General features: G+C 67.7%; 24 protein-coding genes. 10 read left to right on the top strand and 14 right to left on the bottom strand.

Annotation, left to right across the window (positions count from 1 at the left end; all coding sequences use genetic code 11):
- Window positions 1-109: 109 nt before the first annotated feature.
- The 3 genes from WT53_RS03735 to WT53_RS03725 all read right to left on the bottom strand — a co-directional run bounded on the left by WT53_RS03735 (window position 110) and on the right by WT53_RS03725 (window position 3,963).
- Entirely contained in the window at window positions 110-1,414 is a 1,305-nt protein-coding gene (locus WT53_RS03735; RefSeq protein ID WP_034208110.1) for an MFS transporter, read from the bottom strand.
- A gap of 146 nt (window positions 1,415-1,560) precedes the next feature.
- Window positions 1,561-2,319 carry an SDR family oxidoreductase gene (locus WT53_RS03730; RefSeq protein ID WP_034208109.1) on the bottom strand — a complete coding sequence of 253 codons (759 nt, stop codon included), beginning with the start codon at window positions 2,317-2,319 and terminating at the stop codon, window positions 1,561-1,563.
- Window positions 2,320-2,523: 204 nt separating this feature from the next.
- Entirely contained in the window at window positions 2,524-3,963 is a 1,440-nt protein-coding gene (locus WT53_RS03725) for an aldehyde dehydrogenase family protein (protein ID WP_034208108.1), read from the bottom strand.
- Window positions 3,964-4,303: 340 nt separating this feature from the next.
- Here WT53_RS03725 and ppa point away from each other — a divergent pair, with 340 nt between their 5' ends.
- On the top strand, window positions 4,304-4,831 hold the full coding sequence (gene ppa, locus WT53_RS03720) for an inorganic diphosphatase (protein ID WP_034208107.1): 528 nt from the start codon (window positions 4,304-4,306) through the stop codon (window positions 4,829-4,831).
- 52 nt (window positions 4,832-4,883) lie between these two features.
- Here the strand turns inward: ppa and WT53_RS03715 are convergent, their stop codons facing one another.
- Together WT53_RS03715 and WT53_RS03710 are read right to left on the bottom strand one after the other, a co-directional pair.
- Window positions 4,884-5,717 (bottom strand): GIY-YIG nuclease family protein, encoded by an 834-nt coding sequence (locus WT53_RS03715; protein ID WP_034208106.1) that lies wholly within the window; start codon window positions 5,715-5,717, stop codon window positions 4,884-4,886.
- A 49-nt stretch (window positions 5,718-5,766) separates the two neighbouring features.
- Entirely contained in the window at window positions 5,767-6,801 is a 1,035-nt protein-coding gene (locus tag WT53_RS03710; RefSeq protein WP_034208105.1) for an AraC family transcriptional regulator, read from the bottom strand.
- Between the two features lie 152 nt (window positions 6,802-6,953).
- Between WT53_RS03710 and WT53_RS03705 the strand changes: the two genes are divergently transcribed.
- Window positions 6,954-9,200, top strand: a complete 2,247-nt coding sequence (locus WT53_RS03705; RefSeq protein WP_034208104.1) for a glycoside hydrolase family 3 C-terminal domain-containing protein — start codon at window positions 6,954-6,956, stop codon at window positions 9,198-9,200.
- Between the two features lie 71 nt (window positions 9,201-9,271).
- Here WT53_RS03705 and WT53_RS03700 read toward each other — a convergent pair whose 3' ends face one another.
- The gene (locus tag WT53_RS03700) at window positions 9,272-10,450 is read right to left on the bottom strand and encodes a GNAT family N-acetyltransferase (RefSeq protein WP_034208103.1); all 1,179 of its coding nucleotides are present in this window, start codon (window positions 10,448-10,450) and stop codon (window positions 9,272-9,274) included.
- Window positions 10,451-10,559: 109 nt separating this feature from the next.
- On the opposite strand from WT53_RS03700, the gene WT53_RS03695 reads away from it, so the two are divergent.
- Window positions 10,560-12,269 carry an NAD+ synthase gene (locus WT53_RS03695; protein WP_034208102.1) on the top strand — a complete coding sequence of 570 codons (1,710 nt, stop codon included), beginning with the start codon at window positions 10,560-10,562 and terminating at the stop codon, window positions 12,267-12,269.
- Window positions 12,270-12,352: 83 nt separating this feature from the next.
- Window positions 12,353-12,691, top strand: a complete 339-nt coding sequence (locus WT53_RS03690) for a P-II family nitrogen regulator (RefSeq protein WP_006398637.1) — start codon at window positions 12,353-12,355, stop codon at window positions 12,689-12,691.
- A 176-nt stretch (window positions 12,692-12,867) separates the two neighbouring features.
- Here the strand turns inward: WT53_RS03690 and WT53_RS03685 are convergent, their stop codons facing one another.
- Window positions 12,868-13,947 (bottom strand): porin, encoded by a 1,080-nt coding sequence (locus WT53_RS03685; protein WP_034208101.1) that lies wholly within the window; start codon window positions 13,945-13,947, stop codon window positions 12,868-12,870.
- A 542-nt stretch (window positions 13,948-14,489) separates the two neighbouring features.
- Complete coding sequence (locus WT53_RS03680) at window positions 14,490-15,416, bottom strand: LysR family transcriptional regulator (protein ID WP_034208100.1); 927 nt, start codon at window positions 15,414-15,416, stop codon at window positions 14,490-14,492.
- A 136-nt stretch (window positions 15,417-15,552) separates the two neighbouring features.
- Between WT53_RS03680 and WT53_RS03675 the strand changes: the two genes are divergently transcribed.
- The gene (locus WT53_RS03675) at window positions 15,553-16,050 is read left to right on the top strand and encodes a GNAT family N-acetyltransferase (RefSeq protein ID WP_034208099.1); all 498 of its coding nucleotides are present in this window, start codon (window positions 15,553-15,555) and stop codon (window positions 16,048-16,050) included.
- Between the two features lie 66 nt (window positions 16,051-16,116).
- Here WT53_RS03675 and WT53_RS03670 read toward each other — a convergent pair whose 3' ends face one another.
- The 4 genes from WT53_RS03670 to WT53_RS03655 all read right to left on the bottom strand — a co-directional run bounded on the left by WT53_RS03670 (window position 16,117) and on the right by WT53_RS03655 (window position 19,326).
- Window positions 16,117-16,896: an ABC transporter ATP-binding protein gene (locus WT53_RS03670; protein WP_034208098.1), complete on the bottom strand. Its 780-nt coding sequence runs from the start codon at window positions 16,894-16,896 to the stop codon at window positions 16,117-16,119.
- Window positions 16,897-16,914: 18 nt separating this feature from the next.
- The gene (locus tag WT53_RS03665) at window positions 16,915-17,628 is read right to left on the bottom strand and encodes an ABC transporter permease (RefSeq protein WP_034208097.1); all 714 of its coding nucleotides are present in this window, start codon (window positions 17,626-17,628) and stop codon (window positions 16,915-16,917) included.
- Window positions 17,625-18,314: an ABC transporter permease gene (locus tag WT53_RS03660; RefSeq protein WP_034208096.1), complete on the bottom strand. Its 690-nt coding sequence runs from the start codon at window positions 18,312-18,314 to the stop codon at window positions 17,625-17,627. The genes WT53_RS03665 and WT53_RS03660 overlap by 4 nt, the downstream gene beginning before the upstream one ends.
- Before the next feature lie 229 nt (window positions 18,315-18,543).
- Window positions 18,544-19,326 (bottom strand): ABC transporter substrate-binding protein, encoded by a 783-nt coding sequence (locus tag WT53_RS03655; RefSeq protein WP_034208095.1) that lies wholly within the window; start codon window positions 19,324-19,326, stop codon window positions 18,544-18,546.
- 364 nt (window positions 19,327-19,690) lie between these two features.
- Here WT53_RS03655 and WT53_RS03650 point away from each other — a divergent pair, with 364 nt between their 5' ends.
- On the top strand, window positions 19,691-20,401 hold the full coding sequence (locus tag WT53_RS03650) for a pirin family protein (RefSeq protein ID WP_060258539.1): 711 nt from the start codon (window positions 19,691-19,693) through the stop codon (window positions 20,399-20,401).
- Between the two features lie 69 nt (window positions 20,402-20,470).
- Here WT53_RS03650 and WT53_RS03645 read toward each other — a convergent pair whose 3' ends face one another.
- The gene (locus tag WT53_RS03645) at window positions 20,471-21,025 is read right to left on the bottom strand and encodes a periplasmic heavy metal sensor (RefSeq protein ID WP_059782332.1); all 555 of its coding nucleotides are present in this window, start codon (window positions 21,023-21,025) and stop codon (window positions 20,471-20,473) included.
- A 224-nt stretch (window positions 21,026-21,249) separates the two neighbouring features.
- On the opposite strand from WT53_RS03645, the gene WT53_RS03640 reads away from it, so the two are divergent.
- Together WT53_RS03640 and WT53_RS03635 are read left to right on the top strand one after the other, a co-directional pair.
- Entirely contained in the window at window positions 21,250-21,975 is a 726-nt protein-coding gene (locus WT53_RS03640; protein WP_006493394.1) for a response regulator, read from the top strand.
- Window positions 21,959-23,278, top strand: a complete 1,320-nt coding sequence (locus tag WT53_RS03635; protein ID WP_059504872.1) for an ATP-binding protein — start codon at window positions 21,959-21,961, stop codon at window positions 23,276-23,278. Before WT53_RS03640 ends, WT53_RS03635 begins: the two co-directional genes overlap by 17 nt.
- 42 nt (window positions 23,279-23,320) lie before the next feature.
- Here the strand turns inward: WT53_RS03635 and WT53_RS03630 are convergent, their stop codons facing one another.
- Complete coding sequence (locus WT53_RS03630; protein WP_011545926.1) at window positions 23,321-23,587, bottom strand: hypothetical protein; 267 nt, start codon at window positions 23,585-23,587, stop codon at window positions 23,321-23,323.
- Between the two features lie 509 nt (window positions 23,588-24,096).
- Here WT53_RS03630 and WT53_RS03625 point away from each other — a divergent pair.
- Together WT53_RS03625 and WT53_RS03620 are read left to right on the top strand one after the other, a co-directional pair.
- Window positions 24,097-25,854, top strand: a complete 1,758-nt coding sequence (locus tag WT53_RS03625; protein ID WP_059504874.1) for an ABC transporter permease subunit — start codon at window positions 24,097-24,099, stop codon at window positions 25,852-25,854.
- 22 nt (window positions 25,855-25,876) lie between these two features.
- On the top strand, window positions 25,877-26,106 hold a 230-nt coding region (locus WT53_RS03620; protein ID WP_156447854.1), incomplete at its 3' end, for an ATP-binding cassette domain-containing protein.

The following is a 26,106-nucleotide window of genomic DNA, read 5'->3' as shown; positions in this document are numbered from 1 at the left end:
GGGCAGTGCCGGGCGTCGGGGCGTTTCGTGGGGCCGGCCGTCGACCGGCGTGTTCGATGCTTGGGCGCTTGATGCTCGGTACGTCCGGCGCGCCTTTACGCGCCGCGCGTCACTTGTCGACGAGCCGCTTCGGCACCGACAGCGCGAGCAGCCCGCCGAGCACGAGGAACCCGGCCAGCATGTACATGCCCGCATCGTTGGCGCCCGTCGCCTGCTTGAGCCAGCCCATCAGGTACGGGCTCAGGAAGCCGGCGAGGTTGCCGATCGAGTTGATCATCGCGATGCCGGCCGCGGCGGCCGTGCCGCCGAGGAACGCGGTCGGCAGGCTCCAGAACAGCGGCAGCGTCGTCAGGATGCCGATCGTCGCGAGCGTGAGGCCGAGCATCGCGAGCGCAGTCTGGTGCGCCCAGATCACCGACAGCACGAGGCCGAGCGCGCCGATCGCGGCCGGAATCGCGAGGTGCCAGCGGCGTTCGCGGCGCTTGTCCGCGCTGCGCGCGATCAGGATCATCGCGACCACCGCGGCCGCATACGGAATCGCCGACAGCAGGCCGATCACGATCGTATCGGTCACGCCCGTCGCCTTGATGATCGTCGGCAGCCAGAAGCCGACGCCGTAGAGCCCCATCACGAACGAGAAGTAGATCAGCGCCATCAGCCACACGCGCGGGCTCGACATCACCGCGCCGAGCGGCAGGTCTTCCTTGGTGGCTTCCTCGGCGTCGACGTTGCGGGCGAGCAGCGCCTTTTCTTCATCGGTCAGCCAGGTCGCCTTCGCGATCCGCTCGTCGAGCGTGAAGAACACGAGCACGCCGGCGAGCACCGACGGAATGCCTTCGAGCAGGAACAGCCATTGCCAGCCGTGCCAGCCGCTCACGCCGTCGAACGCCTTCAGGATGAAGCCCGAGATCGGCCCGCCGATCACGCCGGACAGCGCGACGGCCGTCATGAAGAACGTCGTCATCCGGCCGCGCCGGTGCGCGGGATACCAGTAGGTGAGGTAGAGGATCACGCCGGGAAAGAAGCCCGCTTCGGCGACGCCGAGCAGAAAGCGCATCACGTAGAACATCGCGGGTGTCGTGACGAACATCGTCAGGATCGAGATCACGCCCCACGTCGCCATGATGCGGGCGATCCAGACGCGTGCGCCCACGCGGTGCAGGATGATGTTGCTCGGCACCTCGAACAGGAAATAGCCGAAGAAGAAGATCCCGGCGCCGAGCCCGTACACGGTATCGCTCAGGTTCAGGTCGCTCGCCATCTGCAGCTTCGCGAACCCGACGTTCACGCGGTCGAGATACGCGACCACGTAGCACAGCAGCAGGAGCGGCACGAGTCGCCACGACACCTTGCGGTAGGTTGCTTCCTCGAATGCGCCGGACGAGCCCGGCAGCGACTGCGTCGATGTTGCCATGTTGTCTCCTGTCGATCAGGGTGGGCGCTCGAGCGATTGTCCGGATCCCGTGCGCCACTGTCGTTGTCGTTGGCCGGAGCAGACGCAGCGGTGCGTCCGAGCCGGTTTCGTGCGAAGCAAGAGAATGATCGTGATGCCCGGTACGGCTAGATGCAGCGCCCGCCGTCGACTTCGAGGCAGACGCCGGTGATGAATTCGGCCTCGTCGGACGCGAGGTACAGCGCGGCGTTCGCGATGTCCTGCGGCGTCGAGAAGCGGCCGAGCGGGATCGTCGCGAGGAAGCGGCGGCGATTTTCCGGGGTGTCCTCGCAGCCCATGAACTCGGTCATCAACGCGGTTTCGCCGAGTACCGGGTTGATGCAGTTCACGCGGATGCGGTCGGCGCCGAGCTCGGCCGCGAGCGACTTGCTCGCGGTGATCATCGCGCCCTTCGTGCTGTTGTACCAGACGAGGCCCGGGCGCGGCCGCACGCCGGCCGTCGACGCGACGTTCACGAACACGCCGCCGCCCTGTGCGCGGAAGTACGGCACGAAGGTCTGCACGCACCAGAACAGGCTCTTCATGTTGACCGCGTACACGCGGTCGAATTCGGCTTCCGTCACGTCGAGCACGGGCTTGTTGCGGTGCGTGGTGCCGGCGTTGTTCACGACGATCTGCACCGCATGGAAATCGTCGAGCGCCGCCTGCAGCAGCGCGCGCCAGTCGTCCTCTTTCGATACGTCGCCGGCCACCGCGATCGCCTTGCCGCCCGCGAGCGCGATCTCGCTCGCGACGCGCTCGGCCGCCGCGCCGTTCAGGTCGTTGACGACGACGTTCGCGCCTTCGCGCGCATACGTCTTCGCGATGCCTTCGCCGAACCCCGAGCCGCCGCCCGTGACGATGGCCGTCTTGCCGCTCAACCGCATGGTGTGTCTCCTCATATCTTCGATTTGCTTCGAACTTCAGTTGTGGCCCGCCGTGAGGCGGGCTGCCTGACCGGTTGGCGGCCATGGCACAGCGTGTGTCTCATGCGAGCCATTGAGTTCGAATCACGGCTGTGCCGGTCATGAGAGTCGTCGTGCGTCGGCAGGCGCCCGGGCGTTGCCTGCCGACTGTCGCGCGCCGTGCGTTCAGCCGTGCCGGATCGCGATCGTCTTGAGCGCGGTGAAGCCGTAAAGCGCCTCGAAGCCTTTCTCGCGGCCGTGGCCCGAATGGCCGACGCCGCCGAACGGCAGCTCGACGCCGCCGCCCGCGCCATAGTTGTTGATGAACACCTGGCCCGCGCGCAGGCGCCGCGCGAGCCGCATCTGGCGTGCGCCGTCGCGTGTCCAGATGCCCGCGACGAGGCCGTACGGCGTGCCGTTCGCGAGCGCGACGGCTTCGTCCTCGTCGACGAAACGCATCGCCGCGAGCACGGGGCCGAACACTTCCTCCTGCGCGAGCCGATGCGCCGGCGGCACGTCGCGCAACAGCGCGGGCGCCTGGTAGAAGCCGCTTTCGGGCGCGTCGGCGACGACCTGCCCGTGCGCGGCCATCGGAATGCCGTCGTGCTGCGCGTCGGACAGGAAATCCCACACGCGTTGCTGCTGCTTCGCGTTGATCAGCGGGCCGCAGTCGAGATCGGCGCGGCTCGGGCCGACGCGCAGCCCGTTGAACGCGGTGGCGAGGCGCTCGACGAGCGGCTCGTATACCGCGCGCTCGATCAGCACGCGGCTGCCGGCCGAGCAGGTCTGCCCGCCGTTCTGCACGATCGCGGACACGAGTACGGGCAGCGCCGCGTCGAGATCGGCATCGGCGAACACGATCTGCGGCGACTTGCCGCCGAGTTCGAGTGTGACCGGCACGTGATTCTCGGCCGCCATCTGCGTGACCAGCTTGCCGGTGGCCGGGGACCCCGTAAACGAGATGTGGTCGATGCCCGGATGGCGGGCGAGCGCGGCGCCCGCTTCATGGCCGTAGCCGGTGACGACGTTGAGCGCGCCGGCCGGCAGTCCGGCTTCGGCGGCCAGTTCGGCGACGCGCAGCACGGACAGGCACGCGTCCTCGGCCGGCTTGACCACGCAGGCGTTGCCGGCCGCGAGCGCCGCGCCGACGCTGCGCCCGAAGATCTGCATCGGGTAGTTCCACGGCACGATATGGCCCGTGACGCCGTGCGGCTCGCGCACCGTCAGCACCGTGTAGCCGGCCTGATAGGGGAGGGTTTCGCCGTGCAGCTTGTCGGCGGCGCCCGCGTAGAACTCGAAGTAGCGCGCGAGCGCGGCTGCATCGGCGCGCGCCTGCTTGAGCGGCTTGCCGGTGTCGCGCGCCTCGATCGCGGCGAGTTCCTCGAGATGGTCGGCCACGCGAGCCGACAGCCGCATCAGTACGCGGCCGCGTTCGGCGGCGCTCGCGGCGCCCCACGGGCCTGCGAAGGCGTCGCGGGCCGCGGCGACCGCGCGTTCGACGTCGGGCGCCGTGCCGCGCGCGATCGTCGCGAACGGCTGGCCGTCGGACGGATCGACGACCGCGATGGTTTCCAGTTGCGCGGGCAACGTCCATTCGCCCGCGATGAAGTGCTTCGCCTCTTCCATGCCTGCTCCTGTCGACCCAAGTTAGCGCTTTAGCGCTTACTTGGGTCCCATGCAACGCGGTCGACCCAAGTTAGCGCTTTAGCGCTTGCTTGGGTCCCATGCATCGCGGTCGACCCAAGCTGGCGCGTTGGCGCTTGCCCGGATCCCGTGCTTTGCGGTCGACGTGCAACGCCGCCGCCGGTTCGACGGCCGGACATCCGGAACGATTATCGCGCCGATCGTCATCCGGACGCCACCGGTCGATTGGCTATAATGGCGCATTCCTTTTGGGGGACGCCTGCGGCGATGCATCGGCCGAGGCGCCCTGTCCCGAATTCCCATCGACCTACAGAGAGTGCTCATGAGCTTCAATCATGTTCCGGCCGGCAAGGACCTGCCGCAAGATTTCAACGTGATCATCGAGATTCCCGCGCAAAGCGATCCGGTGAAGTACGAGGCGGACAAGGAACTGGGCCTTCTCGTCGTCGACCGCTTCATCGGCACGGGCATGCGCTACCCGGTGAACTACGGCTACATCCCGCAGACGCTGTCGGGCGACGGCGATCCGGTCGACGTGCTGGTGATCACGCCGTTCCCGCTGCTGGCCGGCTCGATCGTGCGTTCGCGCGTGCTCGGCATGCTGCAGATGACGGACGAATCGGGCGTCGACGCGAAGCTGATCGCAGTGCCGCACGACAAGATCTGCCCGATGACGGCGAACCTGAAGACGATCGACGACGTGCCCGAGTACCTGAAGGACCAGATCAAGCACTTCTTTGAGCAATACAAGGCGCTCGAGAAGGGCAAGTGGGTGAAGGTCGAAGGCTGGGCCGGCATCGAAGCCGCGCACAAGGAAATCACCGACGGCGCCGCGAACTACAAGAAGTAAGCGGCGTGCCGGCCGACGGCCGGCGCGTACGGAACGAACCGCGCGTGTCTCTTCAGGAGACCGCGCGGTTTTGTTTTGCGCGCACGGTTTTCCTGCGGGTGGACGGGGAGACGGGCGGCAGTGGGGTGGCCGGTGCCGGCTTCGCGCGTTTCGCGCGGGGCGGGGCAACGGCCGGAGCGATCGCCGCGGCGGCTTTCGTGGCCGCCGGTCGGCGCCGGCCCGGTGCGGAAGCGGCGTCTTCGCGTACGTTCGCGGCCGCTGCGGCGGCAGCCGGGGCCCTTCTTTTCGACTGCGTGGAGGAGGGCGAGCGTGCCTTTTTTACCGGTGTGCCACGCGACGCGGTCTTTTTTGCGGCGGCATCACCGTCGGTTTTTGCATGTTTCGCGTCCGGCGCGGCTTTATTTGCCTTCGTCGACTTCGACGCTGGTTTGCCCTTCGCAGGCTTCGCGGCCGTTGCGGATCCGGCACGTTTCCCGGTTTTCGCCCTTTTCGCGGTGGCCGCCTCCGTTGCGGCCGTCTTCTGCGCATCGTCGACGTTTTCCGCCTTCCTTTTCTTCCGCCCGCGCGCCATCGCGTTCGTCCCGGCCGTGTCGCCGCTTTCGTCGAGCGTGATCGCCGCCGGCAACACCGATTCCAGCGTCCGCAAACCGGCCGCCAGCTCGCGCTTTTTCGCGGGCGTGAGCCGCTTCACCCAGTATTCGGCGCGCGACGCGCTCGACCGGTCGGGCAGCGGAAACGACGCGAGCACCGCGCGCGGCTTGCGCGAGCGCGTGTAGCGCGCGCCCTTGCCGGACGCGTGTTCGTCGAAGCGCGCGGCGACATCGGTCGTGATGCCCGTGTAGACGCTGTCGTCGGCGCATTCGATCAGATACAGAAACCAGGACATGGCAGGGCGGCGGGATGCGAAGCCGCCAGTGTCTCAGAAAAAATGCGCGTCAACGCCACCGGTCGCCATGCCCGTCGCGAAAGCGGCTCGGCGCCGCACCGAGTTCGCGCGTGAAGAAGCGCGTGAACGCGCTCGTCGAACGGAAGCCGACGCGCACGCCGATCTCGCCGATCGGCAACCGCGTGTTGAGCAGCAGGTCGCGTGCCTCGCCGAGCCGCGCCTGCGCGACGAGCGCGTGGAAACCGACCGCTTCGCGATGCAGGCGCCGGCGCAACGTCCAGCGCGACATCGCGAAGCGCGTGCATACGTGCTGCATCAGCGTATCGGTCGGCACGTCGGTGTCGTCGGACGTGCGCAGCCAGTCGCGCACGCATTGCTCGACCGACGCGCCGAACGTCGAACGTGCGCGCACGCGCTCGCGTGCGGCGTCGGCCGCATGACGCTGGATGCCGGCGAGCGGCGCGTTGTAGCGCTCGAACGGCGTGTCGAAGCGCGCGGAGCGCAGCACGATGCGGTTGTGCGCGGCATCGAACGACACCGGCGCGCCGAGCATGTCGCGCAGCGCGGCAACGGGCGCGAATGCGCGGCCGGCGAATGCGGCGTCGTCGACGTGCACGTGCGGATCGTACAGGCGCGCGAGCGCCGCGAGGATCGCGAGATTCGCGAACGCGCTGCCCGCGTGCCGGCCGTCGCCTTCGTTCACGTACTCGAGCGCGATCGCGTCGCCGTTCTCGTGCGCGAACACCCAGTCGACGTTGCCGATCAGCTCGCGATAGTGCAGGTAGCCGTGCAGCGCGTCGCGCAGCGTCGCGGCATTGCACGTGATGCCCGCGAGTTCGGGAAACGGCACGAGCCACGGCACGACCTGCGGCGGCGGGCGATGCCACGACAACGGCCAGCCGCTCGTCAGTTGCATCGCGGCCACGTGCCGGTCGCCCGCGATGCGGCGCGTGTCGTCGGCGAGCTCGGCCGGCCCGATGCCGAGCGTTTCGTAAAGCGGTGCGGGATCGATGCCGTTCGCACGCGCGTCTTCGCACAGCCAGCGGTAGATCCGGACGGATACCGATTTCTGTTGCAACTCCATGTCTGTCTCCCTGTCGTCATGCCGTTCGGGTTTGTCCCCGCTGCGAGAGGTCAACGCATGCTCCTGCCGGTCAAGCGTGGTGACCGATCGATTTTTAGACTTGGACGCTGGAGTGAGACGACAAGTACTAACAGAACGATTCTGGAGGATCAATGAAAACTTCGCTGTTCCGGTATTCGACGATTGCGTGCGCATGCGCGCTCACGGTGTTGCTCGCATCGTGCGGCGGCGACGACATTCATGCCCCGACCGACCCCGACGCGGCAGCCGACCAGCGCGCGGCGGCCCTCGTCGCGCAACTGACGACCGACGAAAAGCTGCAGCTCGTGCATGGCACCGGCATGCCGGCGCTCGGCCTGGGCGGCCCGTTTCCGGCCGATGCGCTGAACGGCGCGAGCTATATCCCGGGCGTGCCGCGGCTCGGCATTCCGGCGGTCAGCAGCGCCGATTCGGCGGGCGGCGTGAACGTGAAGAACGCACGCGTCACCGCGCTTCCCGCGCCGGTCGCGCTTGCGGCGACGTGGGACCCGGCGCTCGCGGGCGCCTACGGCACGCGCATCGCGCTCGAGCTGCGTGCGCTCGGTTTCGCGGAGGGGCTCGGCGGGGGCGTGAACCTCGCGCGCGAGCCGCGCAACGGCCGCACCTTCGAATACATGGGCGAGGACCCGGTGCTCGCGGGCACGCTGAGCGCCGCGCGCACGCAGGCCACGCAGGCGCAGAAGGTGGTCGCGACGATCAAGCATTTCGCGTTCAACGACCAGGAAACCAACCGGATGACGGTCGATTCGGTCGTCGACGAGCGAACCATGCGCGAGGCGGAACTGCTCGCGTTCGAGATCGGCGTGAAGGACGGCCAGCCGGGCAACGTGATGTGCTCGTACAACAAGCTGAACGGCGTATATGCGTGCGAGAACCCGTATTTGCTGACGACGGTGCTGAAGAACGAGTGGGGTTTCAAGGGCGTCGTGCAGTCCGACTGGGGCGCGACGCACTCGACGGTCGCGGCCGTGCAGGCCGGGCTGGACGAGGAACAGCCGGGCGCGGCCGACGACGGCAACGCGCCGCTCGGCTCGTACTTCAATTCGAAGCTGCGCGCGGCGCTGCAGGCCGGCGGCGTGTCGGTCGCGCGGCTGAACGACATGGTGCAGCGCAAGCTGCGCACGCTGATCCGCATCGGCGTGATGGACGCGCCGCCGAAGCCGGGCGGCGCGATCGACGAAGCCGCCGGCAATGCCGATGCGCTCGCGATCGCACGGCAAGCGGCGGTGCTGCTGAAGAACGCGGCCGCGCCGGGCGACACGCAGCCGGTGCTGCCGCTCGCCGCCGGCGCGCTCAAGTCGGTCGTCGTGATTGGCGGCCATGCGGACGCGGGCGTGCTGTCGGGCGGCGGCTCGGGGGCGGTGCCGGCGATCGACGGCAATGCGGTGACGTCCTGCCAACAACCGGCCGGCATGCTGTTCGGCGGCTGCGCGACCTGGTACAAGTCCGCGCCGCTCGCGGCGATTCGCGCGAAGGCGCCGAGCGCGTCGGTCAGCTATCTCGACGGGACCGACGCGAATGCCGCGGCGAGCGCGGCCGCACAGGCCGATGTCGCGATCGTGTTCGCCACGCAGTGGCAGACGGAAGGGCTCGACCTCGCGAGCCTGTCGCTGCCCGATGCGAAGGCGGACCCGTACAACCAGCAATACGACCAGAACGCGCTGATCGCCGCGGTCGCCGCGAAGGCCAGGCGCGTGATCGTCGTGCTCGAGAACGGTAGCCCGGTGCTGATGCCGTGGCTCGCGAACGTGCATGGCGTGCTGGACGTGTGGTATCCGGGCGCGCAAGGCGGCCAGGCGATCGCCGACCTGCTGTTCGGCGACGCGAATCCGTCGGGCCGGCTGCCGCTGACGTTCCCGAAGCAGGAGGCCGACCTGCCGCAGCCGACGATCGATCCGTCGAACCTGCAGAACGTTTATGCGGAAGGGCTCGCGTACGGCTATCGCTGGTTCGACGCGAAGGCGATCGAGCCGCTGTTCCCGTTCGGCTACGGGCTGTCGTACACGACGTATGCGTTGTCGGCGATGTCCGCGCAGGCCGACGCCGCCGGCAACGTGACGGTCGGCGTGACGGTGACGAATGCCGGGGCGCGCGCCGGTACGCATACGGTGCAGATCTACGCGGCGCTGCCCGCGTCGCTCGGCGAGCCGCCGAAGCGGCTCGTCGGCTGGACCAAGGTCGCGCTGCAGCCGGGCGAGGCGCGCACGGTCAGCGTCGCGGTGCCGGCGCAGCGCTTCGCGGTGTGGGATGCGAGCGCGCACGCGTGGCGGGTCGGCGCGGGCAGCTACGGGCTGTCGGCGGCCGCGTCGTCGCGCGACCCGCAGGCGCTGTCGCAGACGGTGACGCTCGCCGCGCACTGAGCCGGCGGCGGCCGTGCGGCATGCGGCGAGCCCATGCATGGCTTCGCCGCATGCCGGTGCGCGGGATGACGCTAGCGGGCGCCGCGCCGAAACGGATCGTGCTCGCGCAGTTCGTCGACGTACGCGTGGATATGCTCGGTCTCGCGTTCGAGAAAGCGCGCGACCGCATCGGAAAAAGCCGGATGCGCGAGCCAGTGCGCGGAGTGCGTGACGGTCGGCAGGAAACCGCGTGCGAGCTTGTGCTCGCCCTGCGCGCCGCCCTCGAACGTGTCGAGCCCGGCCTCGATGCAGAATTCGAGCAACTGGTAGTAGGCCGTTTCGAAGTGCAGGCAGGGCACGTGCTCGATCGCACCCCAGTAGCGGCCGTACAGCGTGCCGCCGCCGTGTTCGCCGCGCCGGTAGACGGCGAGCGCGCTCGCGATTGGCCGGCCGTCGGCTTCCGCGATCACGAGCAGCAGGTTCTCGGGCATCGTCGCGCCGATCGTGCGGAAGAAGTCGAGGTTCAGGTACGGGCTCGAATAGTGCTCGCGGTAGGTCTGCCGATAGCAGCGCGAGAAGAAGCGCCAGTCGGCGTCGGCGATTCGATCGCCGGTGAGCCGCCGGAAGGTCACACCCGCGTCGTGCACCTTGCGCCGCTCCGCGCGGATGTTCTTGCGCTTCTTCTGCTCGAGCGTGCCGAGGAAATCGTCGAAGTGGCGGTAGCCGTCGTTGAGCCAGTGGAACTGCACGCCTTCGCGCAGCATCATCCCCATCGATTCGAGGAGCCGCGCTTCGTCGCCGGTCGGAAACAGCACGTGCAGCGACGACACGTCGCTCTGCTCGGCGAACGCGAGCAGCGTGGCCGCGAGCCGGCGGCGCGCGTCGTCGTCGGCCGCGAGCAGCCGCGTGCCCTGCACCGGCGTGAACGGCACCGCGCACAGCAGCTTCGGGTAATAGGGCAGGTCGTTGCGCTGGTACGCGTCGGCCCACGCCCAGTCGAACACGTATTCGCCGTACGAATGCTGTTTCGCGTAGACGGGGGCGGCCGCCGCGAGGCGGCCGGTGCGCGCGTCGGTCAGCGTGACGAAGTGCGGCGACCAGCCGGTGTCGTCCACCGCGCAGCGCGCGACGTGCAGTGCGTCGAGGAATTCGTGGCGCAGGAACGGCGTGGGCTGCGCGTCGCGCGCGAGCAGCGCGTTCCATTCGTCGGCTGGCACCTCGGCGGGGGACGACAGGATGCCCGTGCGATAATCGATGCGTTCGTGTTTCAAGCGTGAATCCGTACCGTTGGATGTTGCCGGGTGCGGGCCGCCATGGCCCGCGCCCGGGTCGATTTCGTCAGCCGCTCGAGGCGCGCCGCCGGGTTGCGCCGATCCCGCCATGAAGACCCGACTCGCTCTCGCCCAGATCAACGTCACCGTCGGCGATTTCGCCGGCAACGTCGCGCGCATCGTCGCGGCCGCGCGTGCCGCGCACAACGATGGTGCGCAGCTGATGGTCGCACCCGAACTCGTGCTGTCCGGCTATCCGCCCGAAGACCTGCTGCTGCGGCCCGCGTTCTACGCGGCGGCCGCCGCCGCGCTCGACGCGCTCGCCGACGCGCTGAAGGCGTTCGACGGGCTCGCGGTGCTGGTCGGCCATCCGATGCGGGGGTCGGGCGGCGGTGCGGGCAGCGCGTCAGCCGTCGATGGTAATGCAAACCGCCCGATCGAGCGCGGCGTGCCGCCCACCGACACCTTCAACGCGGTGTCGCTGATCGTCGGCGGCGAGATCGTCGGCACCTACCGCAAGCAGGATCTGCCGAACGCCGAGGTGTTCGACGAGAAACGCTATTTCGCGACCGACACCGAGCCGCTCGTGTTCGAGCTGAACGGCGTGAAATACGGCGTGATCATCTGCGAGGACGCGTGGCATGCGTCGGCCGCGCAGATCGCGAAGGCGGCGGGCGCGCAGGTGCTGCTGATCCCGAACGGCTCGCCGTATCACATGAACAAGGAAGCGGTGCGCATCGACATCCTGCGCGCGCGGATTCGCGAGACCGGGCTGCCGATGGTGTACGTGAACCTCGTCGGCGGCCAGGACGAACTCGTGTTCGACGGCGGGTCGTTCGTGCTCGACGCGCAGGGTGCGCTCGTCGCGAAGATGCCGCAGTTCGACGAGGGGCACGCGATCGTCGAATTCGACGGTGCGCGGCCGCTGCCCGGTGCGATCGCGCCCGAGCTGTCGACCGACGCGCAGGTGTATCGCGCGCTCGTCACCGGCGTGCGCGACTACATCGGCAAGAACGGCTTTCCCGGCGTGCTGATCGGGCTGTCGGGCGGCGTCGACTCGGCGCTGGTGCTGGCCGTCGCGTGCGATGCGCTCGGGCCCGAGCGCGTGCGCGCGGTGATGATGCCGTCGCGCTTCACGGCCGACATCTCGACGACGGACGCCGCGGAGATGGCGCGGCGCGTCGGCGTGCGCTACGACGAGATCGCGATCGCGCCGATGTTCGATGCCTTCCGCGCCGCGCTCGCGGGCGAGTTCGCGGGCCGCGCGGAAGATGCGACGGAGGAGAACATCCAGGCACGCATCCGCGGCACGCTGCTGATGGCGCTGTCGAACAAGTTCGGCTCGATCGTACTGACGACCGGCAACAAGAGCGAGATGGCGGTCGGCTACTGCACGCTGTACGGCGACATGGCCGGCGGGTTCGCGGTGATCAAGGACATCGCGAAGACGCTCGTGTACCGGCTGTGCCGCTATCGCAACGCAACGGCCGATTACGGGCTGCGCGACGTGATTCCCGAGCGGATCCTGACGCGCGCGCCGTCGGCCGAGCTGCGCGAGAACCAGACCGACCAGGACAGCCTGCCGCCGTACGACGTGCTCGACGCGATCATGCGGATGTACATGGAGGAAGACCGGCCGCTCGCCGAGATCGTCGCGGTCGGCTACGCGCGGGCCGACGTCGAGCGCGTAACGCGGCTCATCAAGATCAACGAATACAAGCGCCGGCAGGCGCCGATCGGCATCCGCGTCACGCATCGCGCCTTCGGGCGCGACTGGCGCTACCCGATCACGTCACGCTTTACCGAACGGCTCGATTGAGCGGCGCTGGGCCGGATGCGGCCCGCCGGCTTACAATCGAGAAAGCGATTTTTCATCCAAACGAGCATTGGGGGACAACCACCATGAAACGCATTACCGCCATCATCAAGCCTTTCAAGCTGGACGAAGTCCGCGAAGCGCTCGCCGAAGTGGGGCTCACGGGCCTGACCGTGACGGAAGTGAAGGGCTTCGGTCGCCAGAAGGGCCATACCGAGCTGTATCGCGGCGCCGAATACGTCGTCGACTTCCTGCCGAAGATGAAGATCGAGGTGGTCGTCGCGGAAGCGCAGGTCGATCAGGTGATCGACGCGGTGATCGGTGCGGCGCGTACCGGCAAGATCGGCGACGGCAAGATCTTCGTGTCGGACGTCGAGCGCGTGATCCGCATTCGCACCGGCGAAGAGAACGAAGCGGCCGTCTGAGCGCTGCGTTCGCGCCGTTCGGTCACGCGCGGCCGCTTCGGCCGAGCGCGCGCCGGGTCGCACGAACCCGCCGCCCAAGAAAAAACGGTGCGGATACCCGGTTGGGTACCGCACCGATACGCGCCTCTCGCAGCAGCGTGGAAAGTGTTGTCGAATCGTTCTTTGACGGCGCCTGATCAGAACAGGTGCTGGATGCCGGCGTAGACGCCGGTCTGGCTGCCGCCCGGATGCGGGTTGCCGGTCGACACGGCCGTGCCGGCGTTGTTCGCGTTCAGACCGAAGTTGGCCGTCGAGCTGTTACGCACCGTCGCGACCTGCAGGTCGAACAGCGTGCGCTTCGAGATGTTGTACGAGCCGCCGACCGTATAGATGTTCGCGTTGCCGCCGCCGTGGTTCGCGTTCACGTGATACACGGCCGCGATCAGCGCCGCTGCCGGCGTTGCTTGCCACGTCACGCCGCCCCACACCTGTTGCGTACCCGTCACGCCGGCGTTCACTGCCGGGCCACCGCTGCCGTCGGCGCGCGATGCCTGGTAGGCCGCCTGAACCTTGAACTGGCCGAGGAACACGTTCACGCCCGCGAAGTATTCACGCGAGTAGTTGAACACGTCCGAGAAGCGGCCGTTGCTGTCGCGCGTTTCGTCGTAGATGCCGCGCAACTGGAACAGCGAGTTCGTGTAGGTGACCTGACCGCCCATTGCACGGCCCGGTTGGCCGGCCGTCGTGTTGCCGTTGAAGCTGGTCGAGTTCGAGAACGAGAACTGGCCGTAGAAGTCGAGGCCGTAGAGCGACGGCGACTGGTACGACACGTTGTTGCTGGTCTTGTTCCAGTTACGGCCGCGTACCAGCGAGGCCGTCGACCACGCCGACTGGCCGAACGGGTCGAAGTCCCACACGCCGTTGGCGATCGCGAGTTCGCGACCCAGCAGCAGCGTACCGTAACGGTCGTTGGAGATACCGACGGTCGCGAAACGATCCCAGATCGAGCCGCTGAAGCCGCCCGTCATCGTGTTGAACGCGCCTTCGAGGTGGAACAGGACCTTGTTGCCGCCGCCGATGTCCTCGCTACCCTTCAAGCCCCACAGGCTCGTGCCCCAGTCGCCGCTTTCCGCGCGCACTTGGTGGCCGTTCTGCAGGCCGTTCATGTACTCGATGCCTGCATCCAGGCGGCCATACAGCGTGACGCTGCTCTGCGCGTGCGCCGTCACCACCCCAGCAGCCATCAGCGCGGCCGCGACCAAAGCTTTCTTCATCATCTCCTCCATACCCTGTCAAAAAGTCAACCCAGACTGCACGAGATGCCCGGAGCGCGAGCGCCGGGCAAAAGCGGGATAACCAGGGAGACCTCGTGCAGGGCCGGTAAGCGCGGCACGCGGGCAAGCAGACGGAAAACCGTTGAGCGGTCCCGCGCAGCCGGGTCGGCCTGCGGGGTCTCCTTGTTGTGTCGTGAAGCTAAACTACATTTCACGAACTTCGTTTTGCTACTTTGGTTACTAATTTAGCAAAAATACAATTTTGTGGCGACGGAAATCGTTGTTTGACTAACCGCTGTCGCCAAATTGCCATGCAACACGCTGCGCAACAGGGGGGCCAAGGGTGCTCGATTGCCGGAAAACCCTTGTCCCGCAAGGCAGACATGGATTTCGCAGGCATGGGTCAAGGATTGCCACTATTGACGTTGCCGAGGCGCCGGCGTAAGCGCGAAAGTCGCGAAATTGGTAAGTATTTCGTAATGATTCGGGCGATTGCCGCCGTCGTCGATCGATGTCTGAAATGCCCGTCGCGCAACGCGTCGCGCTTAGGCCGGGCGCGGTCGTGCGTCGAGCAACTGGGCGCGAATCCAGCGATGCGCATCGGTGCGCGCGTGCTTCGCATGCGAGTAGACCTTCACCGTGTAGCGCGGGATCTCGAACGGCGCCGGGAAGATGCGGATCGGCGCCGCGTGGCGCAGCGCCTGCGCGGCGCGGTTCGGTACGGTCATCAGCAGCGCCGACTCCGCGATCACGAACGGCGCGGCCAGCACGGTCGGCAACTGCACGGCCACCTGCCGCGCGAGACCGAGCCGGTCGAGCACGTGGTCGACGACGCCGCGCGCTTCGTTCCACGGCGTGACGACCACGTGGCGGGCCGCCAGATACTGGTCGAGCGTCAGCCGCCGACGGATGTCCGGATGCGTGGCGCTCGCGATCACGACATAGTCGTCGGAGAACCAGTCGAAATCCTCGATGCCGGGCGCGTCGGCCGCCGATTCCTCGTGGTAGCCGAGCGCGAAGTCGATGCGGCCGGCCGCGAGCTCGTCGACGGAAATCTTGCGGTCCGAATGGATGACGCGGATCCGCAGGTGCGGCGCGACGTGCTGGATGCGGGCCAGGAACGCCGGCAGCACCGCGAACGCCGTGTAGTCGGTCGCAGCGAACACGAACGTTCGGTCGCTTTGCGCGGGATCGAAGCGGCGCGCGCGGGCGAGCCCCTTCGACATCGCGTCGAGCGCGTCGCCGGCCCACGTGGCGATGTCGTCGGCGCGCACGGTCGGCTGCATCTCGTTGCCGAGGCGCACGAACAGCGCATCGCCGATCGCGTCGCGCAGCCGCGCGAGCGCATGGCTCAACGCCGACGGGCTCAGCGCGAGTTCATGCGCGGCCGCCGCGACCGACCGGTGGCGGTACAACGCGTCGAACACGAGCAGCAGGTTCAGGTCGAGGCGGCGCAGGTCGGGATGCATCATGTTCAGGTCGGAATGAAAAGACTGCACTTCCTGCAGTTGTGCCGTGAACGTAGCATGTCGATCCGACCGGCGCCAGGTGCGACAGCGCCGGCGCCGTATTCCGTTTTCCGTCCGGGCCGAAGGAGGGCTCCCCACCGTGCAAATCGATATCCGTTCCGCCACCGTCGCCGACGCGCCGCTGATCCTGCGCTTCATCACCGAACTGGCCGTCTACGAGAAGGCGCAACACGAAGTCGTCGCGACGCCGGAATCGCTCGAGCGCAGCCTGTTCGGCGAAGGCTCGCCGGCGCGTGCGCTGATCTGCGAGGTCGACGGCGAGCCGGCCGGCTTCGCCGTGTATTTCTTCTCGTATTCGACGTGGCTCGCGCGGCAGGGGCTGTATCTGGAGGATCTGTACGTATCGCCGCGTTTTCGCGGCGCCGGCGCGGGGCTGCGGCTGCTGAAGGCGCTCGCGCGGATCGCGGTCGAGTCGGGCTGCGGGCGTTTCGAATGGAGCGTGCTCGACTGGAACGAGCCGGCGATCCGCTTCTACGAGCGCGTCGGCGCGGCGCCTCAGAGCGAATGGGTGCGTTACCGGCTGGCGGGCGACGAATTGCGCGCGTTCGCCGACGGCGCGCCGGTGAGCGCCGCGTAAACGCAAAACGGGCGCCGCGCGGCGAACCGCGGGGCGCCCGTTCGGGCGTCGTGCGTGACGGACGCGTTACTTGAGGCTGCCCGACAGGAAGCCGCGCAGGCGCTCACTCTTCGGATTGGCGAACACCTCGGCCGGCACGCCTTCTTCCTCGACGCGGCCCTGATGCAGGAACATCACGTGATTCGACACGTTGCGCGCGAAACCCATCTCGTGCGTGACGACGATCATCGTGCGGCCTTCCTCGGCCAGCTTCTGCATCACCTTCAGCACTTCGCCGACCAGTTCCGGATCGAGCGCGGAGGTCGGCTCGTCGAACAGCATCACGTCCGGATGCATCGCCAGCGCTCGCGCGATCGCGACACGCTGCTGTTGGCCGCCGGACAGATGCGACGGATACTGCTTCTCGACGCGCGGCGCGAGGCCGACCTTCTCGAGGTATTCGCGCGCACGGTCCTCGGCTTCCTTCTTCGGGATGCCGAGCACGTTCACCGGCGCTTCCATCACGTTCTCGAGCACGTTCATGTGCGACCAGAGGTTGAAGTGCTGGAACACCATCGACAGCTTGGTGCGCACGCGCTGAAGCTGCTTCGAATCGGCCGCGCGCAGCGCGCCCGTCTTGTCGAGCGCCGTGCGCACTTCCTCGCCGTCGACGAAGATGCGGCCCGCGTTCGGCTGCTCGAGGAAGTTGATACAGCGCAGCATCGTGCTCTTGCCGGAACCGGACGAGCCGATCACGCTGATCACGTCGCCCGAGTTCGCCTTCAGCGACACGCCCTTGAGCACCTCGTTGTCGCCGTACCGCTTGTGGAGATCGTCGACGAAAAGCTTTTGATTCTGGGAGTTCATCAGTATTCCTGCGGAAACTTACTTGCCTTGCGGGCGCAGATACGCGAGCCAGCGGCGCTCGGCCTGGCGGAACAGCCACACGAGCGTGAACGAGATCACGAGGTAGAGCAGGGCGGCGATGCCGAACGCGTGGAACGACATGTAGGTCGCCGAGTTCACGTCGCGCGCGATCTTCAGGATGTCCGGCACGGTCGCGGTGAACGCCACCGTCGTCGCGTGCAGCATCAGGATCACTTCGTTGCTGTACAGCGGCAGCGCGCGGCGCAGCGCCGACGGCAGGATCACGCGGCGGTACATCGTGAACGTGGACATTCCGTATGCGCGCGCGGCTTCGATTTCCCCGTACGACGTCGCCTTGATCGCGCCCGCGAAGATTTCGGTGGTGTATGCGCAGGTGTTCAGCGTGAACGCGAGCAGCGTGCAATGCATCCCGTCGCGGAAGAACGCGTCGAGCATCGGCGTGCCGCGCACGACCTGCAGGCTGTAGAGGCCCGTGTAGCAGAGCAGCAGCTGCACGTAGAGCGGCGTGCCGCGGAACACGTACGTGTACAGCCACACGGCGCCCGACAGCCACTTCTTCTTCGACACGCGCGCCACGGCGAGCGGCACCGACAGGCAGAAGCCGAGGCCGATCGACACGACCAGCAGCCACAGCGTGATCGCGACGCCGGTGATGCGATAGCCGTCGGTGTAGAGATAGTTGCGCCAGTATTCTTGGATGAGTTCGATCATAGGTCAGCCTTGCGGACGCCGGTCGAGTAGCGCTTTTCGAGCCACATCAGCACGAAGTTCGAAATCGTCGTGATGGCGAGGTAGACGGCACCCGCGATCAGCGTGAAGAAGAAGAACCGCAGCGTGCCCTTGCCGGCGTCCTGCGACGCCTTCACGACGTCGGCCAGGCCGATGATCGACACGAGCGCGGTCGACTTCACGAGCACCTGCCAGTTGTTGCCGATGCCCGGCAGCGCGAAACGCATCATCTGCGGGAACATGATTCGCGTGAACACCTGCCAGTTCGTCATCCCGTACGCGCTGCCGGCCTCGAGCTGGCCGCGCGGCACCGACAGGAACGCGCCACGGAACGTCTCGGTGAAGTACGCGCCGTAGATGAAGCCGAGCACGAGCACGCCGGCGAGGAACGGATCGATGTCGATCTGGTCCCAGCCGAGCGCGTCGGTCGCCATGTTCAGCCAGATCTGCAGGCTGTAGAACAGCAGCAGCATCAGCACGAGATCGGGTACGCCGCGGATCAGCGTCGTGTAGAGGGTGCCGACGCCGTTCGTCACGCGATTGCGCGACAGTTTCGCGCCGGCGCCGAGCAGCCCCAGCAGGAACGACAGCGCAAGCGAAAGCACCGCCAGTTTGACGGTTTGCCAGGTGCCGGCGAGGATCAGCGGGCCGTAGCCTTGTAGAAACATATGGGGTCCCTGGTGTGGTCCCTGAGGGCGCACGCAGTGCGCCGCGAAAGACGCGCCCGCCAAGCTGCGCGGAACGCCCCGTGCGTATCATGACCGTCCGCCCCGGCAACGGGGCCGGGCCCGCCCGTCGCGCGAGCGGCGGGCAAGGGAGCGGGCGGCGCGTGGTTGACTGCCTGTACTGCCCGGACGCGGGGCCGCCCCCGCATCCGCTGCTGCTTCACGTCGGCGCTCAGCGAGCCGGCGCCGAATAGACGCTGAACGAGAAGTACTTGTGCGACAGCCGGTCGTACGTGCCGTCCTTGTGCATGTCGGCCAGCGCCTGATTGATCTTGCGCTTCAGGTCGGTATCTTCCTTGCGCAGGCCGATCGCGGTGCCGTCGCCGATCGTCTTCGGATCCTTCACCTCCGGCCCGGCGAACGCGAAGCCCTTGCCGCGCGGCGTGCGCAGGAAGCCGTAATCGGCCTGCAGCTCGTCCTGCAGCGTCGCGTCGAGGCGGCCCGAGCCGAGATCGGTATAGACCTGGTCCTGATTCTGGTAAGGAACGATCGTCACGCCCTGCGGTTCCCAGTACGCCTTCGCGTAGGTTTCCTGCGTCGAACCCTGCTCGACGCCGACGCGTTTGCCTTTCAGCGACGCGACCGTCGGCAGCAGCGGCGAGCCGGTCTTCGCGATCATGCGCGCGGGCGCGTCGTACACCTTGTCGGAGAAGTCGATCTGTTCGCGGCGCTTGTCCGTGACGGTCAGCGACGACACGATGACGTCGTACTTCTTCGCCTTCAGCGCCGGAATGATCCCGTCGAGATCCTGCGCCACCCACACGCATTTCACGTTGATCCGCTTGCAGATTTCCTTGGTGAGATCCACGTCGAAACCGACGATCTCGCCGCTCGGCGCGGTCGACTCGAACGGCGGGTAACTGGCATCGACACCGATCCGCACGGTCTTCCACTCCTTCGCGAAGGCGCTGCCCGCCACGAGGGCGAGGGCGGCGCACAGGGCGGCCTTCTTCATTTCCATCCTTCTGTTGCTGACTTTCCGGGGGCGCTCGCGGCCGGTCGGACCGGGCGCCGCGGCGTATTCTAGACGGCCAAAAATCGCCGATCGGCGCTCTGGCGTTGGCGGCTGCCGGAACGGCGAACGCCAAAAGGGCGGTATTTTACCCGAACGCGATACCCGGAAAACGGCAATCCGGCACGGTCGACCGATTCCTCGATTCGGCTGTTGCGGCAATCGTGGCATTCGGGGCGGATATTCCGGCAATTGATTGCGCGAATGCAACGATGCGGTGCGCGGGCGACGGATTGTGGCGTGTTCGACCCCACCCTACAGTGGAGGTAAACCCGAACCGACACTCTGCGTCCCGAACGTTCACCCCATGTTCCAGATCCTGCGCGCCGAAGACCGCTGCCACACGCGCCACGGCTGGCTCGAATCGAGTCACAGTTTTTCGTCCGCGTGCCGCTCGGCGCCTGCCCATGTGCCGGTGCGTCCGCCCGTCGGCGCGCTGTGCGTGCTGAGCGAGGACCTGATCGCGCCGACGCGCGGGTTCGGGATGCAGCCGCGCCGCGACGTGGAGATCGTCACTTACGTGCTGGACGGCGCGCTCGCGCACCGCGACAGCCTCGGCTGCGGCGCGATCGTCCGTGCCGGCGGCATCCAGCGGATGAGCGCCGGCACGGGGCTCGTGCATAGTGAAACCAACGCGTCGCGCGATCGGCCGCTGCACCTGTTGCAGATCTGGCTGCAGCCGGCCGAGCGGGGCGGGCGGCCCGGCTACGAGGAACGGCGTTTCGCCGACGACGAGAAGCGCGGCCGGTTGAGGCTCGTCGCGGCGCCCGACGGCGGCGACGACGCGCTGTCGATGCGGGCGGACGCCCGCATCTTCGCGGGGCTGATCGACGGCGACGAGACGACCGCATTCGACGTGCCGGCCGGGCGCAGCGTCTACGTGCACGTGGCGCGCGGCGAGGTCGAGGTCAACGGCCGCGCGCTGGCCGTCGGCGACGGCGCGCGGATCGGCGGCGTGGACGCGGTGGCGTTCGCGCGCGGCCGGGCGGCCGAGGTGCTGCTGTTCGACGTCGCCTGAAACGAAAAGGGGAACGCAGGCAGGTGCCTGCGTTCCCCTTCCGCGCCGCTGCGGGAGCGGCCCGCCGGCTTACTGCGCCGGCGCCGACGCGCTCTTGGCGGCCGCGCGATGCTGCTCCCAGCGCTCCTTCATCTTCTCGTGGCGCTGCTCCATCTTCGCGAACTGCTGCTTGAGCGCCGTGCTGACCATCGTCTTCTGCGAGTCGTTCAGCCCGTTGTAGAACGTGAGCCACGCGGCGGACGTCTGCTCGCGCAGTTGGGCGTTCTGCGCCTCCGCCTGCTGGCGTGCCGAATGCATCGCGCTCAGGTCGAGGATCGGCTGGTTCTGCTGCGCCTTGAACTGCTCGCGCATCTGCTCGTGGCTCTTGCGCATCGCGTCACGGTTCTGCTTCATCGTGTTGACGGCCGCCTGCCATTGCTGCTCCTGCGACGCGTTGAGCTTCAACTGATCGTGCAGTTTCATGATCGCGCCGAACGGGCCGCCTTCGTGGCCGTCATGCATCCGGTGCATGCCGGGGCCGCCCGGCGGCGGCATGTCGTTGGGCTGCGCGGCATGCGCGGTGCCGAATGCGAGAGCGAGCACGGTGGCGGCCGCGATGGCCACGCGGGAAGTCTTCTTATACATTTCAGAAACTCCTTGTATCCAAAGGGTCCGGCGATGCGGTGCCGGGAAAGCCGGGTACCGCATCCGGTAAGACGCAGGTTAGCGATCCGGGCCCCGACGGGTGTTACGCGGGGTGGCGGCCCGGTTACCGTGCATTACAGTTCCCTTGCGCGGTAACCCGCAGTAACCCTTTCGCCCCTTTGTTTCGTTCTTCCACTCCGCCCTCGCGCGATAAACTTCGAGCCATGACTACCCAGATCCTCATCGTCGACGACGACCAAGAACTCCGAGACCTGCTGCGCGACTATCTCGTGCGCCAGGGGATGGAAGTGTCCGTGCTGCACGACGCGGCGACGCTCGAGAAACGCCTCGAGCGCGAACGGCCCGACCTGATCGTGCTGGACCTGATGATGCCGGGCGTGGACGGCCTGACCGCGCTGCGCCAGTTGCGCGCGGCCGGCGACGACATCCCCGTGATCATGCTGACCGCGCGGGCGGACGACGTCGACCGCATCGTCGGGCTCGAGCTCGGCGCGGACGACTACCTCGGCAAGCCGTTCAACCCGCGCGAGCTGCTCGCACGCGTGCAGGCCGTGTTGCGCCGCCGCCGCGCGACGCCGTCGGCGGCCGCGCCCGAGCAGCGCGAGCCGTTCGCGTTCGGCCGCTTCCTGCTCGACTTCCAGGCGCGCACGCTGTCGGTCGACGGCAAGCCGGCCACGCTGTCGAGCAGCGAATTCGCGCTGCTGAAGATCTTCGTGAACCACGCGCTGCGCACGCTCACGCGCGAGCGGCTGCTCGAGTTGCTGCACGGGCCCGAGTACGACGGCACCGACCGCGGCATCGACGTCCAGGTGTGGCGCCTGCGCCGCATCCTCGAAACGGATCCGTCGACGCCGCGCTTCATCCAGACGGTCCGCGGGCGCGGCTACGTGTTCGTGCCCGATGGCGAGGCCCATGCGCAAACCCATTGATTCGCTGTTCGGGCGGCTGGCGCTGCTCGTCGTCGGCGTCCTGCTCCTGTCGCACTTCGCGTGGTTCTTCGCGATGCGGCTCGAGCGCAACCAGATGCAGACGCGTTATGCGGTCGAGGAGGCGGCGTTCCTCGTCGATGCGGTGCGCCAGCACGTGGCGCGCACGCCCGACCAGCCGCTGCCGTCGCGCGTGCGGCTCGTGTCGCCGGACAGCGCCGACGTGCCGAAGGGCGGCGATGCGGGGCTGCCGCCGCCGCTGAAGCGGTTCCGCGACGACGTGAGCGACCGCATGCCGCCCGGCACGCAGGTCGAGATCGGCACGCCCGGCCATCCGCCGGTGCTGTGGGTGAAGGAGCCGGCCGACCGCAACTGGATCGTGGTGCCCGTGCAGCCGCTGCGGCCGCCGCGCTCGCTCGACCGGATGCTGCTGTGGCTCGGTACGATCTTCTCGGCCGGCGTGATCGCCGCGCTGTTCGCGGCCTGGCAGTTGCAGCAGCCGCTGCGCTCGCTCGCGCGCGCGGTCGCGCGTTTCGGCCGCGGGCAGCCGGTGCCGCCGCTGCGCGAACGCGGGCCGCGCGAGCTGCGCCAGCTCACGCGTGGCTTCAACCAGATGGTGGAGCAGGTGTCGCAGGCCGAGAGCGATCGCGCGGTGATGCTGGCCGGCGTCGCGCACGACCTGCGCACGCCGCTCGCCCGGATGCGCCTGCGGGCGGAAATGATGGACGACGCGCGGCTGCGCGACGGCGTCGTGCGCGACGTCGACTCGATGTCGCACATCGTCGACCAGTTCCTGGTATTTGCACATGGCGGGGCCGATCGCAGCGAGCCGGTGCCGGTCGACCAGGCGTGCGAGCGGATCGCGCGCAGCTACCGCGCGGTCGCGCCGAACGCGCCGACGGTCCAGACGCGGCTGGAGGCCGATCCCGGCTTCCGGCTGCCGACGGCGACGCTCGACCGGATCCTGTCGAACCTGCTGGACAACGCGCATGCGTACGGCGCACCGCCCGTGCTCGTCGAGACGGCGCGCACGCCGACCGGCTACGTGCTTTCGGTCAGCGACAGCGGCGGCGGCATCGCGCCGCGCGACCTCGCGGCCGCCACGCGGCCGTTCGTGCGGCTCGATCCCGCGCGCGGCGGGAACGGCCACAGCGGGCTCGGGCTTGCGATCGTCGAGCGGCTCGTGCTCAGGCTCGGGGGCGCGTGCGACATCGGCAATCGCCCCGAAGGCGGTCTGCGCGTGTCGATGACGTTCCCGTTCGAGGTCGTGCCGAAGGACGACGAACGTCACGCACAGGCCGCATGAGCGGCCGCGGCGCCTGCCCCACCGGGCAGGCGCCGCGCGGCGTCATTCGCCGAACAGCGTGCCGAGCGTCTCGGCCGCGTTGCTGTCTATCGTGTTGTAGGTCACCGTGGTGGCCTCGAAGATGTAGACGGTCGTATACCGGCCGAGACGCTCCAGGATTTCCTCCTGCAGCGATTCCGGCACGACGTTCATGTTCAGGTACCACGCCGTGGACGACAGCCGCGTCTGGAACGACCCGTACTCCTGCATGAGTTCATAGAACGCATCGGCATCCTGATCGCGACAGACGATCACCAAGTTTCCTGCCATTCCCTTCCTCCCGCTCGTCGGTCGATCCCCGGGGCCTGTCGACACAAAATGCGTGCGCATTGCCGCGACACGGCCGAAACGACCCCCGGGGGCTAGCCCCGATCATACCTGCTTCGTCGTCTCCGGCTGCTGATGCCGGACACGGTTTGTGCCCGCGTGCGGGTGGCGGGTTCACGGCCGGCCCGGATCGCGGCATAATTCGGGCCTGCGTGCCGGCCGCGGGATTGCGGCCAGGCCGTTCCGTACCGCGCGCCCGCCATCCGCCCACGCGCCGGGCACGATCCCTGCGCTGCCTGCGCCGTCCGGGGACGGTTGTACCTGAAATACAGGTTGGTGTAGTGTCGTGCCGTCGCGGCCCGGCTCGACCGGCCGCGGCTGCGCATGCGTGCGTGCACGGCGCGCCGCGCGTGCACGAGATCGCCAGTCAATCGAATTACCGCGCCCGTGCGCTTTGCCATGAATCAACATCGACTGCCGGCTTCGATCGGCCTTACCGGGGAGGGCGCCTGATGAACGTCGGATTCTTCAATCCGAACCGGACCGCCAACGCATCCGCGTGGCGCGTGCTGCCGAACCGGTGGGACTTCATCGCATTTCCGCTGATCATCTGCCTGATCGCGATGGCGGTGGTCGGCTTTCACGAAACGATGGCGCCGATCGGCGTGCTGCAGACGCAGAAGATCTCGCTCGATCCGTCGAACCTGCCCGAATATGCGCTGCGCACCACGCTGCGGATGCTCGCCGCGATGGTCGCGTCGCTCGTGTTTACGCTCGTCTACGGCACGCTCGCCGCGAAAAGCCGCCGCGCGGGCATGGTGCTGATCCCGATCCTCGACATCCTGCAGTCGGTGCCGGTGCTCGGCTTCATCTCGTTTACGGTCACGTTCTTTCTCGCGCTGTTTCCGAGCCGCGTGCTCGGCGCCGAGCTGGCCGCGATCTTCGCGATCTTCACGAGCCAGGCATGGAACATGACGTTCAGCTTCTACCAGTCGCTGCGCACGGTGCCGCGCGATCTGGACGAAGTGTCGCGCGGCTTCCACCTGACGTCCTGGCAGCGCTTCTGGAAGCTCGAAGTGCCGTTCTCGATGCCGGGCCTGATCTGGAACATGATGATGTCGATGTCGGGCGGCTGGTTCTTCGTCGTCGCGTCGGAGGCGATCACGGTCGGCAACCAGACGATCACGCTGCCGGGCATCGGCGCGTATCTCGCGCAGGCGATCTCGGACAAGAACTTCGGCGCGATCGGCTGGGTGATCCTGACGATGACGGTCGTGATCCTCGCGTATGACCAGTTCCTGTTCCGCCCGCTCATCGCGTGGGCCGACAAGTTCCGGATGGAGAACACCGCGTCGGGCGACGCGCCGCAATCGTGGCTGCTCGACCTCGTGCGCCGCACGCGGCTGATCCATCAGCTGCTCGTACCGGCCGGCTGGTTTTTCGCGAAGGCCGCGCGGATCCCGCTGCGCCTGCCGCTGTCCGGTGCGATGCGCTTCACGTTGCCGAAAGTCGAGAAGAAGGCGTCGCGCACGGTCGACATCGCGTGGGCGGGGCTCGTGCTGATCGGCACCGCCTATATCGTATGGCGCGTCGTCAGTTTCGTCGCGACCGGCGTGACGATGGCCGAGGTCGGCCACGTGCTCGTGCTCGGGCTCATCACGCTGCTGCGCGTGGTCGTGCTGATCTCGATCGCGTCCGTGATCTGGGTGCCGATCGGCGTGTGGGTCGGGCTGCGCCCGAAGCTGGCCGAGAAACTGCAGCCGCTCGCGCAGTTCCTCGCCGCGTTCCCGGCGAACCTGCTGTTCCCGGTGTTCGTGATCGTGATCGCGCGCTTCCACCTGAACGCGGATATCTGGCTGTCGCCGCTGATCGTGCTCGGCACGCAGTGGTATATCCTGTTCAACGTGATTGCCGGCGCAACGTCCTACCCGAACGACTATCGCGAAGCGGCGACCAACTTCCGCATTCGCGGCTGGCAGTGGTGGCGCCAGGCGATTCTGCCCGGCATCTTCCCGTACTACGTGACGGGCGCGATCACCGCATCGGGCGGCGCGTGGAACGCGAGCATCGTGTCGGAAGCCGTGCAGTGGGGCAGCACCCGGATCGAGGCGCACGGCCTCGGCGCCTACATCGCGCAGACCACCGCCGCCGGCGATTTTCCGAAGATCATCCTGGGCATCGCCGTGATGTCCCTGTTCGTCACCTTGTTCAACCGCCTGCTGTGGCGCCCGCTGTATGCCTTCGCCGAAGCGAAGCTGCGGCTCGACTGAGACCGATTGAGAGCGAAACGCGATGCACAATCCGAATGCTGTAAACGCCCCCGTCCAGACGTCCCAGCCGCCGCGCCTCGGTGAAGAGATCCTGCGCGTCGATCACGTCTGCCGCGGCTTCAACAAGACGCAGGGCGAACTGCTCGTGCTCGACGACGCGAACCTGTCGCTGCGCGAAGGCGAGATCGTCGGCCTGCTCGGCCGATCGGGCTCGGGCAAGTCGACGCTGCTGCGCATCATCGCCGGCCTGAT

The sequence above is a fragment of the Burkholderia sp. MSMB2157WGS genome (assembly GCF_001532755.1).
Classification (GTDB): domain Bacteria; phylum Pseudomonadota; class Gammaproteobacteria; order Burkholderiales; family Burkholderiaceae; genus Burkholderia.
The sequence above is the reverse complement of the archived record's forward strand: the minus strand, read 5'-3'. Positions and strand labels throughout refer to the sequence as shown.